Below are 14,074 nucleotides of genomic sequence, written 5' to 3'. Positions count from 1 at the left end.
CCTCTGTGCGTCCTGAGGGACGAACGGCTCTAAACGGAAGCGATGGTTCGCTCCGCATCCTCTATAGCATCCGGTGTGCCGACGGTAATCCATTGACCGTCGAGCATCACGCCATAAAGCCGGTTTTTCGCAATGGCGCGGTCGAAATAGATGTTGAGATTGAAGGCATCAGCCGGTGCATCGTCAAGCAGGCGCGAATCCATGGCGATCGCACCGGCATAGACGACCGGGCTTGGTCCACCGTCCTGATAACGGGTCAGGCGCGCATCCTCTGCAAAATTGAAATCTTTTTTGCCGTTATGTCCGGTGGTGCGGTCCATATCGACGCAAAGCATCGCCATATCCATGCGCGCAGGATCGAAACCCTCCGCGAGTTTTTGCAGGTTGGTAGGACGGCCGGATGTTTCCCCGACCCAGAACAGATCGGCATTCATCACCAGCACAGGCCCGGGCGCCAGCAACTTCAAACCCTTGGCAAGACCGCCACCGGAATTCAAGAGCTCGGCCCGCTCATCAGAAATCAGGACCTCAAGATCCTTGCGGCCTTCAAGATGCGCGACCATCTGGTCTGCATGGTGATGGACGTTGATGGATACGGTCTCGACTCCCGCTGCCACCAGAAGATCGAGCACATAATCGATCATCGGCCTGCCAGCGATTTTGACCAGCGGCTTGGGGATCGTGTCGGTGATCGGGCGCATTCTCGTGCCGAGACCTGCTGCCAGAACCATCGCTTGTCTGATCGTCATGGGAAACGCTTCATTGAGAGTTGAGGTCTATGCCCGCACGCGCGAACCAGTCCCGCAGCGGCGCAAGGTCGGGATGCTCCAGCGCGGCGCGCATATAGGTGAAGGTGCGCGGCATATGCTTCATATAGCCCGGCTTGCCATCGCGTTTCAAAAGCCGAACCCAGGCGCCGACCAGCTTGCAATTGCGTTGTGCCGCCATGATGGCGAAGGCTTTGAGAAATACCTCTTCGTCGAAGGCAGGGTTCTTTCGGCGGGTATCGAAGTACCGCTCCATCATTCGCGCCTGCAGTTCAGGCGGGATGGTTACTCGCGCATCCTGCACCAGAGACGCCAGATCATAGGCCGTTGGGCCGATCATCGCATCCTGGAAGTCGATGATGCCCACTTGCTGCGGCGCTGGTTTGTCCTGCTGCCAGATGATGTTCGGCGAATGGAAGTCGCGCAAGACGAGACCGGTTTCCACATCGGCAAGCTTGGCGATCAACTGATCCCAGACGGCGAAAAAATCCTGCCGCTTGGCATCGTCGGTCGGCTTGCCGTCATGCATGTGGGGCAAATACCAGTCCAGCAACAAAGAGGTCTCAATCTTCATAGCATCGGCATCGAAACGCGGAACCTGATAGCGACCACCATCCGGCAGGTCGATCGTTGCAGGCATCGGCTTTTCATGCAGCGCCGCCAGACAGGCAGCACTCTCGATATAGCGCTCCTCAATGGGCGCCCTATTGGCATCCAGAACGCCTGCGCGTCCCATATCGCTCAAAAGCAGGATGCCTTCATCCATGTCGCGCGCCAGGATTTCCGGCAGCGCAAAGCCTTGGCTTCGGAGATGGAGATCAAGAGCAACGAAGGGCTCGACCGTGCGGGCAAGATGCACGATCTCCGAATAGGATTTGCCATTGTGAAGAGCGGGGCCGGGGGGCTGGGGCTGCCAGTCCATCAACAGATATTGGCTGTCGTCATCGCGCACCAGTTCATAGGTGCGATAGGCAGCGTCACCACTGAAATAGCGCCGAATGGCGCCTGTCTTACCGCTCCGCTCCAGAAAGCGGCGAATGGCGAAAACCCGTTCAAGCCGCTCTATGTGACGCCGGGATGCTTCGATCACAGCACGCCGACCGTCTCCCTCATGTGTCAGGCGCAGCAGGATAGTCGATGCCTTCGGCAGCACATCGCTTGCCATCTCCGGCCACTCGATCAGGCACACGCCGTCGGACAGCATCTCGTCGATCCCGAGTTCATCCAGCTCCGACACGTCGGAGAGGCGATAGAGATCGAGATGCGCGACTGGAAAGCGAAGCGCGTAGGATTGGACGATGGTAAATGTCGGGCTCGGTACTTCGAGCTCGGCATCATCGGCGATCGCGCGGATCAGAGCGCGCGCCAGCGTCGATTTCCCAGCCCCGAGATCGCCCACCAGCGCAATAGCATCGCCCGGCTTGACGGCAAGCGCCAGCTCTTCGCCAAGCCGGATCGTCTCGGCTTCATTTGCAAGTAAGAGAGAAAGGGAAAGCGTCTCGTCACTCATTCGGCAGCGATGGACTGCGGCTGGTCGTGCGAAGGAATGCGGCAGGTCACGACCGTGCCTTCGCCGGGACGGCTATCGAGCGTGACGGTGCCCTGATGCAGGCTGACGAAGCTCTCGACGATCGAGAGGCCGAGGCCAGCGCCCGTGCGTCGGCCGCCTTGGCCGCGCGTCGAGAAGCGGTCGAAGACCGTCTTCAGCATGTCTTCTGGAATGCCCGGCCCTTGATCTGCAACCGAGAAGACGAAATCGCCTTCGCTTCTCTGGCAGGTCAGCCGGATCGCCGACCCTTCGGGCGAGAAGTTGACCGCATTGGTCAGAAGCTTCAGCAATATCTGCTTCAGCCGCTGGTGATCGGCAACGATGGAACCGAGATGCGCTGGCGCGACGATCTCGAGCGAAACGCCGCTTTCCTGCAGACGATCGGTGATCTGTACCGCCACGTCGTCGAGAAGCTCGTTCAGATCGTTCTCGGCATAGTTCAGATGCATGATGCCGGCGTCAACGGTTGCCAGATCGAGAATGTCGTTGACGATCGTCAGCAGCACGGATGAAGAGGTCGAAATATGGTCGAGATACTCGGCCTGGCGATCGTTCAGTTCGCCCATGCCGGGCGTCTTGAGAAGATCGGTAAAGCCGATAATATTGGTGAGCGGCGAACGCAGTTCGTAAGACACATGCTGGACGAAGTCGTTCTTCAGCTCGTCTGCCTTGCGCAGCGCCTCGTTCTTTTCCTTCAAGGCGCGTTCGGCGCGCACACTATCGGTCATGTTGACGAAGGTCAGCATGGTCTGCGCGTCGGGCAGCGGGATAACGGCATAATCGAGCACGAGGCCGGAAAGAAGTTCCAGCGTTCCCTGCTTCGAAGGACGCTCGTCGTCAAAGCTGGTGATGAATTGCGCAAAGGCGCGCCAGCCATCCGGCTTCTCGTAGGATTGCGCGCAGACCGCTTCGATGGAGCGAATGTGCTTACCGGCTTCGGCCTCTTCCGCTGTGATCGCCCAGAGCGCGCGAAATGCGGGGTTAGACAGGCGAATACGCCCATCGGCACCAAACACCGCCACGCCTTCTGCGAGATGATCGATGGTCTCACCCTGAACCTTGACCAGCGTGTTGTAGCGCATCTGGAGATCGACCTGTTCGGTCAGGTTCTCGAACACCCAGGTCGCGCCGCCCTGCGGATGCGCGGTGGCAATTACACGCAACGTCTGACCATTCGGCAGGTGCCAGAGATCGGTCTTGGTATCGAGCGCGCGATAGACGGAGAGAGCGGTTTCTTTCCAGCTCTTCCAACTGAGTTGCTCCGGCAGCTTTCCGGCACTGCGCAAACGATCGAGGAGCTCGGAATTGCCGGGCTTCGATTCCAGGAAGACAAGGTCGAGGCCCCATAGGCGGGCGAAGGCCTGATTGTAGAACTGCAGGCGCTGCTCGCCGTCGAAGATGGCGACGGGCGTTCCCAGATGATCGAGCGTTTCGGCGTGGCTTTTCAGCGTGCGTTTCAACTCTTCGCGGATGGTTTCCGCATCGGACGCGTCGATCGCGATACCGGCAGAGCCGCTCGGCGTCTTGATATCAACCACATCGAAGAATGTGCGGTTGCCGGAAACCACCGTGGAGATCCGATCATGATAGGGCGATTCCGGCGTGGCCGTGGCCCTAATCTTCTGCCGGGTCACCGTGTTCAGCAATTCGCGCTGTTCGTTGACGGCCTGCTGCGGCGTCGTCGCATCGACGGCAATCGCATAGGCGTGGTTCACCCAGATGAGCGCGCCTTCGTTGTTTCGGCGCCAGGCTGGCTGCTCGATCGAATCGAGCAGCTCCTGGAAGGTAGACATGGAGGAAAGCAGGCGCTCGCGCTCGACTCTCAACTCCGCCAGTTCGGCACGCATGTTGTTCAGCGCGATGAAACGGGCAAATGCCTTGCCGCCGGACACGCGTCCCTGAACCTCGATGACTTCTCCGCGCTGCGTCTCGATCGTCAGATCGAAACTCTGCGCCTGGCTGCGCAGCAGCTCGATTGCCTTTTCCAGCGGTGCTGCCGACGTGGGGCGCAGCCAGCGGCCGAAGGCCAGAAAGTCGGAATCAGCAGCCGGCACGCCGGTTTCTGGCGGCAACTGGCCGACGAATTCAGGACGTTCGCCGGTATCTTCCCAGATGACGATCCGGCGCGACTTGTCGGAAATCAGCGCCTCATATTTGGAAATCTTGTTCTGCGCTTCGGACAGCGCCGTGCGGTATTCGTTGACCTCGGCTTCGATGTTCCCGCGCTGGCGCACCAGCCAGACGATGGAAAACAGGGTCGCGGAGACGACGCCGATGAAGATCGAATAGGCGATGGTCTCGCTGGAAGAGAACAGGCGTGCACTTCGTTGGAGGAGCGCGCCATCCTGAGCCTCGGCAACGGTGGCAAAGCCGCTGAGTGTCGTTCCAGCCATCAACGCGGAGACCGCGCAAATCTTTCGGCGCAGAGCGCCTGCCATGGTGGTCAGAGAGCCGCGCAGTCGTTCAAGAACGGGCGCCTCGTCGCTGCCCGTCTCCACGTTCTTTTTCGCCCGCTGGCGCGAGTTCGCTTTTTTTACCGACATCCCCGGTCTGTCTCCGTCCTATGTGCCGCATCTTCGACAAGACATCCCATTTTCGCACGGGCATCCGCCCACACGAATCAAGTCTTCAGACAATACCGTCTCAGCAAATTTCCGGGAAGGGCGGCGCCTAAAAAGAAATCGCGGACTTTGTCAAGTCCGCGATGCCTAGATGTGGTGTATTTGATGTGGATATTAACTATGAAATCAATATCTGTAGTGTTCTGCCTTGAACGGACCCGTCTTCGAGACGCCGATATAATCTGCCTGCGTGTCGGAAAGTTCGGTCAGCTTCACGCCGAGCTTCTCAAGGTGAAGGCGCGCGACCTTTTCATCGAGGTGCTTCGGCAGCACGTAAACGTCGTTCTTGTACTCGCCCTGCTTGGTGAAGAGCTCAATCTGGCCGAGCACCTGGTTGGTGAACGAGGCCGACATGACGAAGGAAGGGTGACCGGTCGCATTGCCGAGGTTCAGCAGGCGGCCTTCCGACAGAAGGATCATGCGGTTGCCCTTGGCGAACTCGATCATGTCGACCTGCGGCTTGATGTTGGTCCACTTCAGGTTCTTCAGCGAAGCGACCTGAATTTCGTTGTCGAAGTGACCGATATTGCCGACGATCGCCATGTCCTTCATCTCGCGCATATGCTCGATGCGGATGACGTCCTTGTTGCCGGTGGTGGTGATGAAGATGTCTGCCGAAGACACGACGTCTTCCAGGCGAACGACTTCGAAACCGTCCATGGCAGCCTGAAGCGCGCAAATCGGGTCGATTTCGGTGACCTTGACGCGGGCGCCAGCACCCTGAAGCGAAGCAGCAGAACCCTTGCCGACATCGCCGTAACCGCAGACGACGGCAACCTTGCCGGCCATCATCACGTCGGTGGCGCGACGGATACCGTCAACCAGCGATTCCTTGCAGCCGTACTTGTTGTCGAACTTCGACTTGGTGACGCTGTCATTGACGTTGATTGCTGGGAAGGGGAGAAGACCCTTCTTGCTGAGGTCATAGAGACGATGAACACCTGTCGTGGTTTCTTCGGTCACGCCCTTGATCGCGTCGCGCTGCTTGGTGAACCAGCCTGGCGAAGCCTGAAGGCGCTTCTTGATCTGTGCGACAAGAATTTCTTCTTCTTCCGAGCCTGGGTTCGACAGAACGTCTTCGCCAGCTTCGGCGCGTGCACCGAGCAGGATGTACATGGTGGCGTCGCCACCGTCATCCAGGATCATGTTGGAGAGACCACCATCGGTCCACTGGAAGATCTTGTCGGTGTATTCCCAATATTCGGTCAGGCTCTCACCCTTGACAGCGAAGACCGGAATGCCGGCAGCCGCGATGGCTGCAGCAGCATGGTCCTGGGTCGAGAAGATGTTGCAGGACGCCCAACGGATGTCGGCGCCGAGTTCCTTCAGGGTTTCGATCAAGACAGCCGTCTGGATCGTCATGTGCAGCGAACCGGAGATGCGAGCGCCCTTCAGCGGCTTGCTCTGACCGAATTCGCTGCGGCAGGACATCAGGCCCGGCATTTCGGTTTCGGCAATGTCCAGTTCCTTGCGGCCGTAATCGGCAAGGTTGATATCCGCGACGATGTAGTCTTTGTCAGCGCTCATAAAGATCTCCTGCTCAAAAATGGCAGGGACCCGTGCCGCTGCCTTGCAATTCAGGCTGCGGTTCTAACAGGCAATCGCCGATCTGGCAATAATCATATAAAGAAGTCTTTATGTCTTTATATGATGGTTATCAAAGTTCTTCGCCGAACCGATCCGCAACCAGCGCCTCGAGTGCTGCAAGCGCTTCTTCCGCCTGATTGCCGCTTGCTTCGACAAAAACCGTGCATCCGGGGCTTGCCGCCAGCATCATCAGACCCATGATCGAAGTGCCGCCGACCGTCATACCGTCCTTCGAAACGCTGATGGCTGCGTCGAACTTCTCCACCATCTGCACGAATTTTGCAGAGGCGCGCGCGTGCAGGCCGCGCTTGTTGACGATCAGCAGTTCCTTCGACAGTGAGGACATGAAGCGTGTTCTTCTTATTTGCCGCTGAGAACGCGGCTGGCGACGTTGATATATTTGCGACCGGCATCGGAAGACTCCTGCAGAGCCTTGTCCATGTTGTCTTCGCTGCGAATACCGGCAAGCTTGATCAGCATGGGAAGATTGACGCCGGCAATCACTTCAACGGTACCGCTGCTCATCACCGAGATGGCGAGGTTGGACGGCGTTCCGCCAAACATGTCTGTGAGGATGATGACGCCATTGCCGTCATTGGCGCGTGTCACGGCATCGATGATATCCTGCCGACGCTGATCCATGTCGTCCTCGGGACCAATCGATACGGTCTCGATCAACTTCTGAGGACCGACCACATGCTCTACCGCGTGACGAAATTCCTCAGCCAGCTTGCCATGAGTGACAAGCACTAGTCCGATCATGAAATGCTCCCTTACACACGCACTTTGCCACCTGGACTTGCGTCTGGAGTGCCGCCCTATCGCAATGCCGCAAACCTGTCCATCGGTGGGACGACATCTTGATGAGGAAAATGGGAAGCGCAAGCCCCCAAACAGGGGATTTTTGTTCACTTTCCCTTGGCTTTGAACAGATTTTGAGCAAGTGCAGCAAATTTTCCATAGGGCGTGATGCTGGAAAGCGGAATCCGGATGAGCGGTAGCCTGTTGCCGGTTGGTAAATCCAGCCATTCATCCTTCGGCGGGAGGCGAGGGGATTGCGGGTGTGCAACGGGCGTTATCGCATAGTCGATCGTCGCTGATTTGATGCTCTGGAGTTCGACGATGCCGCTGCCGCGCAATTCAAGGAGCCCGGCAATGCTCTCCGGCCGTTCGACAAGAACGCGTCCATCTTGAGACGACATCAGAACCTGATCGTCCGCCACGAGCGCCGCCTGCAAGCCGCAACGCTGTGCCTCTGTCAGGAAGCTGAAGGCAAGCTCGCTCTTGCCGCTGCCTGAGGGACCGACGAACAGCATTCCCGTTTCGTCAATGACGATCGCAGTTGCGTGGTAATTGACGCGGTCAGCGCTCATGCGTCGGTGCGGCAGGAAGCGACAGGGTGAAGCGGGCGCCGGAGATCACACCATATTTGTCGATGATGTTTTCCGCTTTCAGCGTACCGCCATGCGCCTCGGCAATCTGGCGGCTGATCGAGAGGCCGAGACCGGAATTCTGGCCAAAACCCTCGCTGGCAGGGCGGTCGGTGTAGAAGCGCTCAAAAATACGGTCGATATCTTCAGCCTGGATGCCGGGACCATTGTCCTCGACGCGGACCAGGCAGCGATCCTTGTGCCGCAGCAGGTGTACGAAGATGCGTCCGCCATCCTGCGAAACGAAGGAGCGGGCGTTTTCGATCAGGTTGGTGACGATCTGGCCGAGACGGAGATCGTGGCCGTTGACCACATAGCTCGTCTTCACGCCAGGCTTGTGGTCGGCCACATAATCGATCGTAACCGTTTTCTTCTTGCTGGAAATCTGTCGCGAGATTTCGACAAGGCCATTCAGCAAGACCTCGAGATCGACGGGCGAGGAATCGGCACGCGCCAGTTCCGCGTCGAGGCGGGATGCATCGGAGATGTCGCTGATCAGGCGGTCGAGACGGCGAACATCGTGGAAGATGATTTCCGTGAGGCGCTGCTTGGATTCTTCCGTCTTGGCACGCGGCAGGGTCTCGACGGCGCTGCGCAGCGAGGTCAACGGGTTCTTCAGCTCGTGGCTGACATCGGCTGCAAAGCTCTCGATCGCGTCGATCCGGTCGTAAAGCGCATTGGTCATTTCCCGAAGTGCAATCGAGAGGTTGCCGATCTCGTCCTGACGCGCGGAGAAGTCCGGAATTTCCTCACGCGCCTTGGCGCCACGGCGCACGCGGATCGCGGCTGCAGAGAGACGACGGAGCGGTGTGGCAATGGTGGAAGAAAGAAGCAGCGACAGAACGATATTGACCAGCGTCGCAATGCCGAAGACGCGCATGATCGCCAGACGTTCCGCATGGACGATCTTGTCGATATCGCCAGCCTGTGTCGATAGCAGCAGAACCCCAAGCACCGCGCGGAAGCGTTGCACTGGAACGGCCACTGAAACGATCAGCTCACCCTTTTCCGTGACGCGCACGACAGCGCCGCGAACACCCGTCAGCGCATTCATCACTTCGGGGTAGATCGATCCGTCACCGCCTGGCGTTTCCTTATAAAGCGGCAGGCTGCTTGGCTGCAGCATGCGGTTGAACAGGCTGGCAAACCACTCGCCCCAGGTCTGGGTTTCAGGGGTCACCGGCGGCAGGTCGTAGCGCAGAACTTGCCCGCGTGAATAGAGATGCCGGGAATCGAGAAGCAGGTTTGCATCCGCATCGAAGAGACGGGCGCGGGTACGGGTCGGGGAAATCAGGCGGCGAAGAACGGGAGCAACACGCTCCGGATTGATCGGGAAGCTCAGGTCCTCATCATTCGGCACCGGAGTGATGCTCTGGCCCGCCTGCAACTCCAGCAACTTTTCCGGATTGATGGTGATCGAATTGGTATCGACAGAAGCCGAGGCGGAGATCGCACCGGCGATGATTTCGCCCTGCGTCAGCAGGCTTTCGACGCGCGCGTCGATCAGCCCTTCGCGAAACTGGTTGAGGTAGAGAATACCACCGACCAGAACCACCGTCGCCGCGACGTTGAAGAAGAGAATGCGGCGCGTCAGGCTGGAAAAGACGGCATTGCCGAAGATACGCCGGACGATCGTCAGCGGATGAATCCGGTGCCGCCGACCGCTCTCACGATCGTCGGCATCGGATGTGTCCGATGCGCTATCCTGCGTTTTGTTCAGCACGTGCTTTCCTCAGCCCCGCTTACGCGGCGTCATTATGCGGCCTTACGCCGCTTCGCGGAAGCGATAACCCACACCGTAAAGCGTTTCAATCATGTCGAAGTCGTTGTCGACCAGCTTGAACTTTTTGCGCAGGCGCTTGATGTGGCTGTCGATGGTGCGGTCGTCGACATAGACCTGCTCGTCATAGGCGGCGTCCATCAGCGCATCGCGGCTTTTGACGACGCCTGGGCGCTGTGCCAGCGAGTGCAGGATCAGGAATTCGGTGACGGTCAGTGTCACCGGCTCGCCCTTCCAGGTGCAGGTGTGGCGTTCCTGGTCCATGGCAAGCTGTCCGCGTTCCAGCGTTCTGGCGGCCTGATCGGCAGCGATCTTCATGGGGCTTGCGCCGGTCGCCGCTGCTTCACGGCTGCTGGCGCGGCGCAGGATCGCCTTGACGCGCTCCACCAGAAGGCGCTGCGAAAAAGGCTTGGTGATGAAATCGTCGGCGCCCATCTTCAGGCCGAACAGTTCGTCGATTTCCTCATCCTTGGAGGTGAGGAAGATGACGGGAAGGTCCGACTTCTGCCGAAGGCGACGCAACAGTTCCATGCCGTCCATGCGCGGCATCTTGATATCGAAGATCGCCAGCTGCGGCGGGCGTGCAATCAGCCCGTCAAGGGCGGAGGCGCCGTCGGTATACGTTTCGACCTTATAGCCTTCCGCTTCGAGCGCGATCGACACCGATGTCAGGATATTACGGTCGTCGTCTACAAGCGCAATCGTTTGCATTAAATTGGTCTCCATCGTCATTTGCAATCTATGCTCCCGACATTCACCCCAGCCTAGGTTGTGCGCCGCGAACACGTCTCATGAGTATAAAGGTGGAACAAATTGTGGCAAAGACCAAGCCCCACGATTGGAGAGCTTTGCAGCAGGATATTCCAGCAGAGACTAAGAGTCCGGATTTGCAGCGTGGCTAAACCGATTTAAAAAGGAATAAAATCTTTTAAATCGATTAATATATTGAAATTGTTGAATATTTTTCGTGCGGCATCTTGCCAATCCTGTTTGTTGCCGTTAGCTTCACTGAAAATTTGAACGGCTCGCATTCAGAAAAAGGGAACGCGCCATGAAAGAACTCGGAGTACACAATCCAGAAAACGGAGTGGCTGCACTCGGTCTGGGCGGAGCCGCTGTCGTACATTACAACCTCATCGAGAGTGAGTTGTACGAAGAATCGATCCGCAACGGCGAATCGGACATCACCGTCGATGGCGCTCTGCGCGCCGTGACCGGTCAGCACACCGGCCGTTCTCCGAAGGACAAATTCGTGGTGCGCGATGCCCACACGGAAGATGCCATCTGGTGGGACAACAACAAGCCGCTGTCGCCTGAGCATTTCGAAATTCTGCATAAGGATATGCTCGCACATGCCGCCGGCAAGACGCTCTACGTTCAGGATCTCGTCGGCGGTGCCGATGAAGAAAATGCGCTTCCGACCCGCGTCGTTACCGAGCTTGCCTGGCACGGCCTCTTCATTCGCAACCTGCTGATCCGCCCGGCGCGCGAGAAGCTTGGCTCCTTTAAGCAGAAGCTCACAATCATCAACCTGCCGAGCTTCAAGGCTGATCCTGCCCGTCACGGCGTGCGCACCGAAACGGTCATCGCCTGCGATCTGACCAAGGGTATCGTCCTCATTGGCGGCACATCCTATGCCGGCGAGAACAAGAAGTCGGTCTTCACCGTTCTCAACTACCTGCTGCCTGCCAAGGGCGTCATGCCGATGCACTGCTCGGCCAATGTCGGCCCGGATGGTGATGCCGCTGTCTTCTTCGGCCTGTCCGGCACCGGCAAGACCACGCTGTCTGCCGATCCCGCCCGCACGCTGATCGGTGACGATGAGCATGGCTGGGGCGAAGACGGCATCTTCAATTTCGAAGGCGGCTGCTACGCCAAGGCGATCAAGTTGTCGGCGGAAGCTGAGCCTGAAATCTACGCGGCAACCCGTCGCTTTGGCACGGTTCTGGAAAACGTCGTTCTCGATGAAAACCGCGTTCCGGATTTCAACGATAATTCGCTGACGGAAAATACGCGTAGCGCTTACCCGCTGCACTTCATTCCCAACGCCTCGAAGACCGGCCTTGCAGGTCATCCGAAGACGATCATCATGCTGACCGCCGATGCCTTCGGCGTGCTGCCGCCGATCGCGCGTCTGACGCCGGAACAGGCCATGTACCACTTCCTCTCCGGTTACACCGCCAAGGTCGCCGGCACGGAGAAGGGCGTGACAGAGCCGGAAGCCACCTTCTCGACCTGCTTCGGCGCACCCTTCATGCCGCGTCATCCGACGGAATACGGCAACCTGCTGCGTGATCTGATCGCACAGCATGGTGTGGATTGCTGGCTGGTCAACACCGGCTGGACCGGCGGTGCCTATGGCATTGGCAAGCGCATGCCGATCAAGGCCACCCGCGCGCTTCTGACCGCCGCACTGACCGGCGAGCTGAAGAATGCCCAGTTCCGCACCGACGCCAATTTCGGCTTTGCCGTACCGACTTCGCTCGAAGGCATCGACAACAGCATCCTCGACCCACGCTCGACATGGGCCGATGGCGCTGCCTACGACGCGCAAGCCAAGAAGCTGGTCAACATGTTCGTCACGAACTTCACCAAGTTCGAAGACCATGTCGACAGCACCGTCCGCGACGCGGCTCCTGGCCTCCTGGCTGCTGCCGAATAAGCAGTCGATCTCTTCAAAATACGGAACCCGGCCTCGCGCCGGGTTTTTCATTTAAGGCTTTTACAGCATCGGCGATTTAAAGAAGATAGAGCGTCCTTTGTGCGTCTGAAAAGACGTATAGCGCTCTATCAGTTCATTCCGGCGCTTGAAGCATTCTCAACTGTTTTCATTCCACCGCATCTGTGGCATCACGCCTGCCGGAGAATGACATGGCAAGCGCGCCCCTTTACATCAGCAGCAGAATAACGATTGCCGGATGGGAACTGACGGAGCAATTCGTGCTGGCTGGCGGGCCGGGTGGACAGAATGTCAACAAGGTCTCCACCGCGGTTCAGCTCTTCTTCAACATCACGGCTTCTCCGGCGCTCTCGGATCGCATCAAGACCAATCTCGTCAAGCTTGGTGGGCGGCGCGTCTCGAAAGAAGGCGTGTTGATGATCGAGGCAAGCCAGTTCCGCACCCAGGAGCGGAACCGGGAAGATGCGCGGGAGCGCCTGAAGGAACTGATCCTTAAGGCAGCCGAGCCGCCGCCGCCGCCGCGCAAGGCCACAAAGCCGACAAAAGGCTCTGTCGAACGAAGACTGAAAGAAAAATCAGGCCGTTCGGATATCAAGAAGATGCGTGGCAAGCCGGGACAGGACTAACAGCTTTGGCCGAGAAACGCTCTCGGTGCCGTCTTCAGACTTAGAGCTTTCTCAGCGCCACCATGTCGATCAGATGGTTCTGGCCTTTTCTCAGGATGAGGTCGGCACGCGGTCTCGTCGGTACGATGTTTTCGCGCAGGTTCTTGAGGTTGATATTCTCCCAAAGCCCTTCTGCGATCGCGAGCGCCGCAGTTTCCGAAATCGACGCATACCGATTGAAGTAGGATGTCGGGTCGCGGAAGGCCGTCTTGCGCAGGTTCATGAAGCGGTTGACGTACCAGTTATGGATGATTGTCTCGTCCGCATCGATATAGATCGAGAAATCGAAGAAGTCAGACACCATCGGCACGATGCGCCCGCCGGCTGGCAGGTTGCGTGCCTGCAGCACGTTGATGCCTTCGAAAATCAGGATGTCGGGCCGATCGACATTAGTGAACTCGCTGGGCAGGACGTCGTAGACCAGGTGCGAATAGCGGGGTGCCTGGACGTTCGGCTGGCCCGCCTTGATGGCGGAAAGGAAGCGTAGAAGCGCGCCGATGTCGTAGCTTTCCGGAAAGCCCTTGCGCTCCATGAGGTTTTCACGCCGCAGCACCTCGTTCGGGTAGAGAAACCCGTCCGTGGTGATCAGATCGACCTTTGGGCTGGAAGGCCAGCGCGCCAGAAGCTCTTTTAGAATACGCGCCGTGGTGGATTTTCCGACCGCCACAGAGCCCGCAATGCCGATGACGAAGGGCGTCTTGTTGACGTGCTCCATGTTGAGGAAGCGGTTGCGCTGTTCGAAGAGCAGTTGCGACGCTTCCACATGGGATGAGAGCAGTCGCGAGAGCGACAGGTAGATCCGCCGAACCTCGTCGAGATCGATCGGGTCATCAAGCGATCGGAGGCGTTTCACCTCGTCGGCGGACAGCGTCAGGGGCGTATCGGCGCGAAACTTCGACCACTCTTCCGAACTGAAGAAGTGATAGGGCGAGTATTCATCCGGCCTGAAATGATCGAGCGTCGTTGGCATGCCTTGCTCCCCCCTGCGTGCCATC

Annotated in this window: 12 protein-coding genes; 2 read left to right on the top strand and 10 right to left on the bottom strand. The window is 58.4% G+C overall.

From position 1 onward, the window contains the following. Positions 1 to 29 precede the first annotated feature (29 nt). The 9 genes from EYC79_RS14480 to chvI all read right to left on the bottom strand — a co-directional run bounded on the left by EYC79_RS14480 (position 30) and on the right by chvI (position 10,445). Complete coding sequence (locus EYC79_RS14480; protein WP_130978432.1) at positions 30 to 749, bottom strand: nucleotidyltransferase family protein; 720 nt, start codon at positions 747 to 749, stop codon at positions 30 to 32. A 10-nt stretch (positions 750 to 759) separates the two neighbouring features. Continuing rightward, positions 760 to 2,277, bottom strand: coding sequence for a tRNA (adenosine(37)-N6)-threonylcarbamoyltransferase complex ATPase subunit type 1 TsaE (tsaE, locus tag EYC79_RS14475; protein WP_130978431.1), 1,518 nt, complete (start codon positions 2,275 to 2,277; stop codon positions 760 to 762). Further along, a complete protein-coding gene (locus tag EYC79_RS14470) occupies positions 2,274 to 4,754 on the bottom strand; it encodes a sensor histidine kinase (protein ID WP_130978601.1) in 2,481 nt (826 codons plus the stop codon). Before EYC79_RS14470 ends, tsaE begins: the two co-directional genes overlap by 4 nt. Positions 4,755 to 5,063: 309 nt before the next feature. After that, positions 5,064 to 6,464, bottom strand: a complete 1,401-nt coding sequence (gene ahcY / locus EYC79_RS14465; RefSeq protein ID WP_062424669.1) for an adenosylhomocysteinase — start codon at positions 6,462 to 6,464, stop codon at positions 5,064 to 5,066. A 130-nt stretch (positions 6,465 to 6,594) separates the two neighbouring features. After that, positions 6,595 to 6,870, bottom strand: coding sequence for an HPr family phosphocarrier protein (locus tag EYC79_RS14460; RefSeq protein ID WP_062424668.1), 276 nt, complete (start codon positions 6,868 to 6,870; stop codon positions 6,595 to 6,597). A gap of 14 nt (positions 6,871 to 6,884) precedes the next feature. After that, positions 6,885 to 7,286, bottom strand: coding sequence for a PTS sugar transporter subunit IIA (locus EYC79_RS14455; protein ID WP_062424667.1), 402 nt, complete (start codon positions 7,284 to 7,286; stop codon positions 6,885 to 6,887). A gap of 146 nt (positions 7,287 to 7,432) precedes the next feature. Then, positions 7,433 to 7,897, bottom strand: coding sequence for an HPr kinase/phosphorylase (locus EYC79_RS14450; protein ID WP_130978430.1), 465 nt, complete (start codon positions 7,895 to 7,897; stop codon positions 7,433 to 7,435). Further along, positions 7,887 to 9,677 (bottom strand): sensor histidine kinase, encoded by a 1,791-nt coding sequence (locus EYC79_RS14445; RefSeq protein ID WP_062444619.1) that lies wholly within the window; start codon positions 9,675 to 9,677, stop codon positions 7,887 to 7,889. The genes EYC79_RS14450 and EYC79_RS14445 overlap by 11 nt, the downstream gene beginning before the upstream one ends. A 42-nt stretch (positions 9,678 to 9,719) precedes the next feature. Further along, entirely contained in the window at positions 9,720 to 10,445 is a 726-nt protein-coding gene (gene chvI / locus EYC79_RS14440; RefSeq protein ID WP_062444621.1) for a two-component system response regulator ChvI, read from the bottom strand. A gap of 340 nt (positions 10,446 to 10,785) precedes the next feature. Here chvI and EYC79_RS14435 point away from each other — a divergent pair, with 340 nt between their 5' ends. Together EYC79_RS14435 and arfB are read left to right on the top strand one after the other, a co-directional pair. Next, positions 10,786 to 12,396, top strand: coding sequence for a phosphoenolpyruvate carboxykinase (locus EYC79_RS14435; RefSeq protein WP_130978429.1), 1,611 nt, complete (start codon positions 10,786 to 10,788; stop codon positions 12,394 to 12,396). Between the two features lie 209 nt (positions 12,397 to 12,605). Continuing rightward, on the top strand, positions 12,606 to 13,040 hold the full coding sequence (gene arfB, locus EYC79_RS14430) for an alternative ribosome rescue aminoacyl-tRNA hydrolase ArfB (RefSeq protein WP_130978428.1): 435 nt from the start codon (positions 12,606 to 12,608) through the stop codon (positions 13,038 to 13,040). A gap of 40 nt (positions 13,041 to 13,080) precedes the next feature. Here arfB and coaA read toward each other — a convergent pair whose 3' ends face one another. Then, positions 13,081 to 14,073: a type I pantothenate kinase gene (gene coaA / locus EYC79_RS14425; RefSeq protein ID WP_186330281.1), complete on the bottom strand. Its 993-nt coding sequence runs from the start codon at positions 14,071 to 14,073 to the stop codon at positions 13,081 to 13,083. Position 14,074 lies beyond the last annotated feature (1 nt).

This window comes from Agrobacterium cavarae, from assembly GCF_004310285.1.
In the GTDB taxonomy this organism is placed as follows: domain Bacteria; phylum Pseudomonadota; class Alphaproteobacteria; order Rhizobiales; family Rhizobiaceae; genus Agrobacterium; species Agrobacterium cavarae.
Note: the sequence above shows the minus strand (reverse complement) of the source record. Positions and strands in the feature narration are given on the sequence as shown.

Coding starts and splice junctions, on each gene's coding strand:
- chvI (WP_062444621.1), bottom strand. CDS start 10,445: ATGCAAACGATTGCGCTTGTAGACGACGACCGTAATATCCTGACATCG.
- EYC79_RS14480 (WP_130978432.1), bottom strand. CDS start 749: ATGACGATCAGACAAGCGATGGTTCTGGCAGCAGGTCTCGGCACGAGA.
- arfB (WP_130978428.1), top strand. CDS start 12,606: ATGGCAAGCGCGCCCCTTTACATCAGCAGCAGAATAACGATTGCCGGA.
- EYC79_RS14450 (WP_130978430.1), bottom strand. CDS start 7,897: ATGAGCGCTGACCGCGTCAATTACCACGCAACTGCGATCGTCATTGAC.
- coaA (WP_186330281.1), bottom strand. CDS start 14,073: ATGGCACGCAGGGGGGAGCAAGGCATGCCAACGACGCTCGATCATTTC.
- EYC79_RS14435 (WP_130978429.1), top strand. CDS start 10,786: ATGAAAGAACTCGGAGTACACAATCCAGAAAACGGAGTGGCTGCACTC.
- EYC79_RS14470 (WP_130978601.1), bottom strand. CDS start 4,754: ATGGCAGGCGCTCTGCGCCGAAAGATTTGCGCGGTCTCCGCGTTGATG.
- ahcY (WP_062424669.1), bottom strand. CDS start 6,464: ATGAGCGCTGACAAAGACTACATCGTCGCGGATATCAACCTTGCCGAT.
- tsaE (WP_130978431.1), bottom strand. CDS start 2,277: ATGAGTGACGAGACGCTTTCCCTTTCTCTCTTACTTGCAAATGAAGCC.
- EYC79_RS14460 (WP_062424668.1), bottom strand. CDS start 6,870: ATGTCCTCACTGTCGAAGGAACTGCTGATCGTCAACAAGCGCGGCCTG.
- EYC79_RS14455 (WP_062424667.1), bottom strand. CDS start 7,286: ATGATCGGACTAGTGCTTGTCACTCATGGCAAGCTGGCTGAGGAATTT.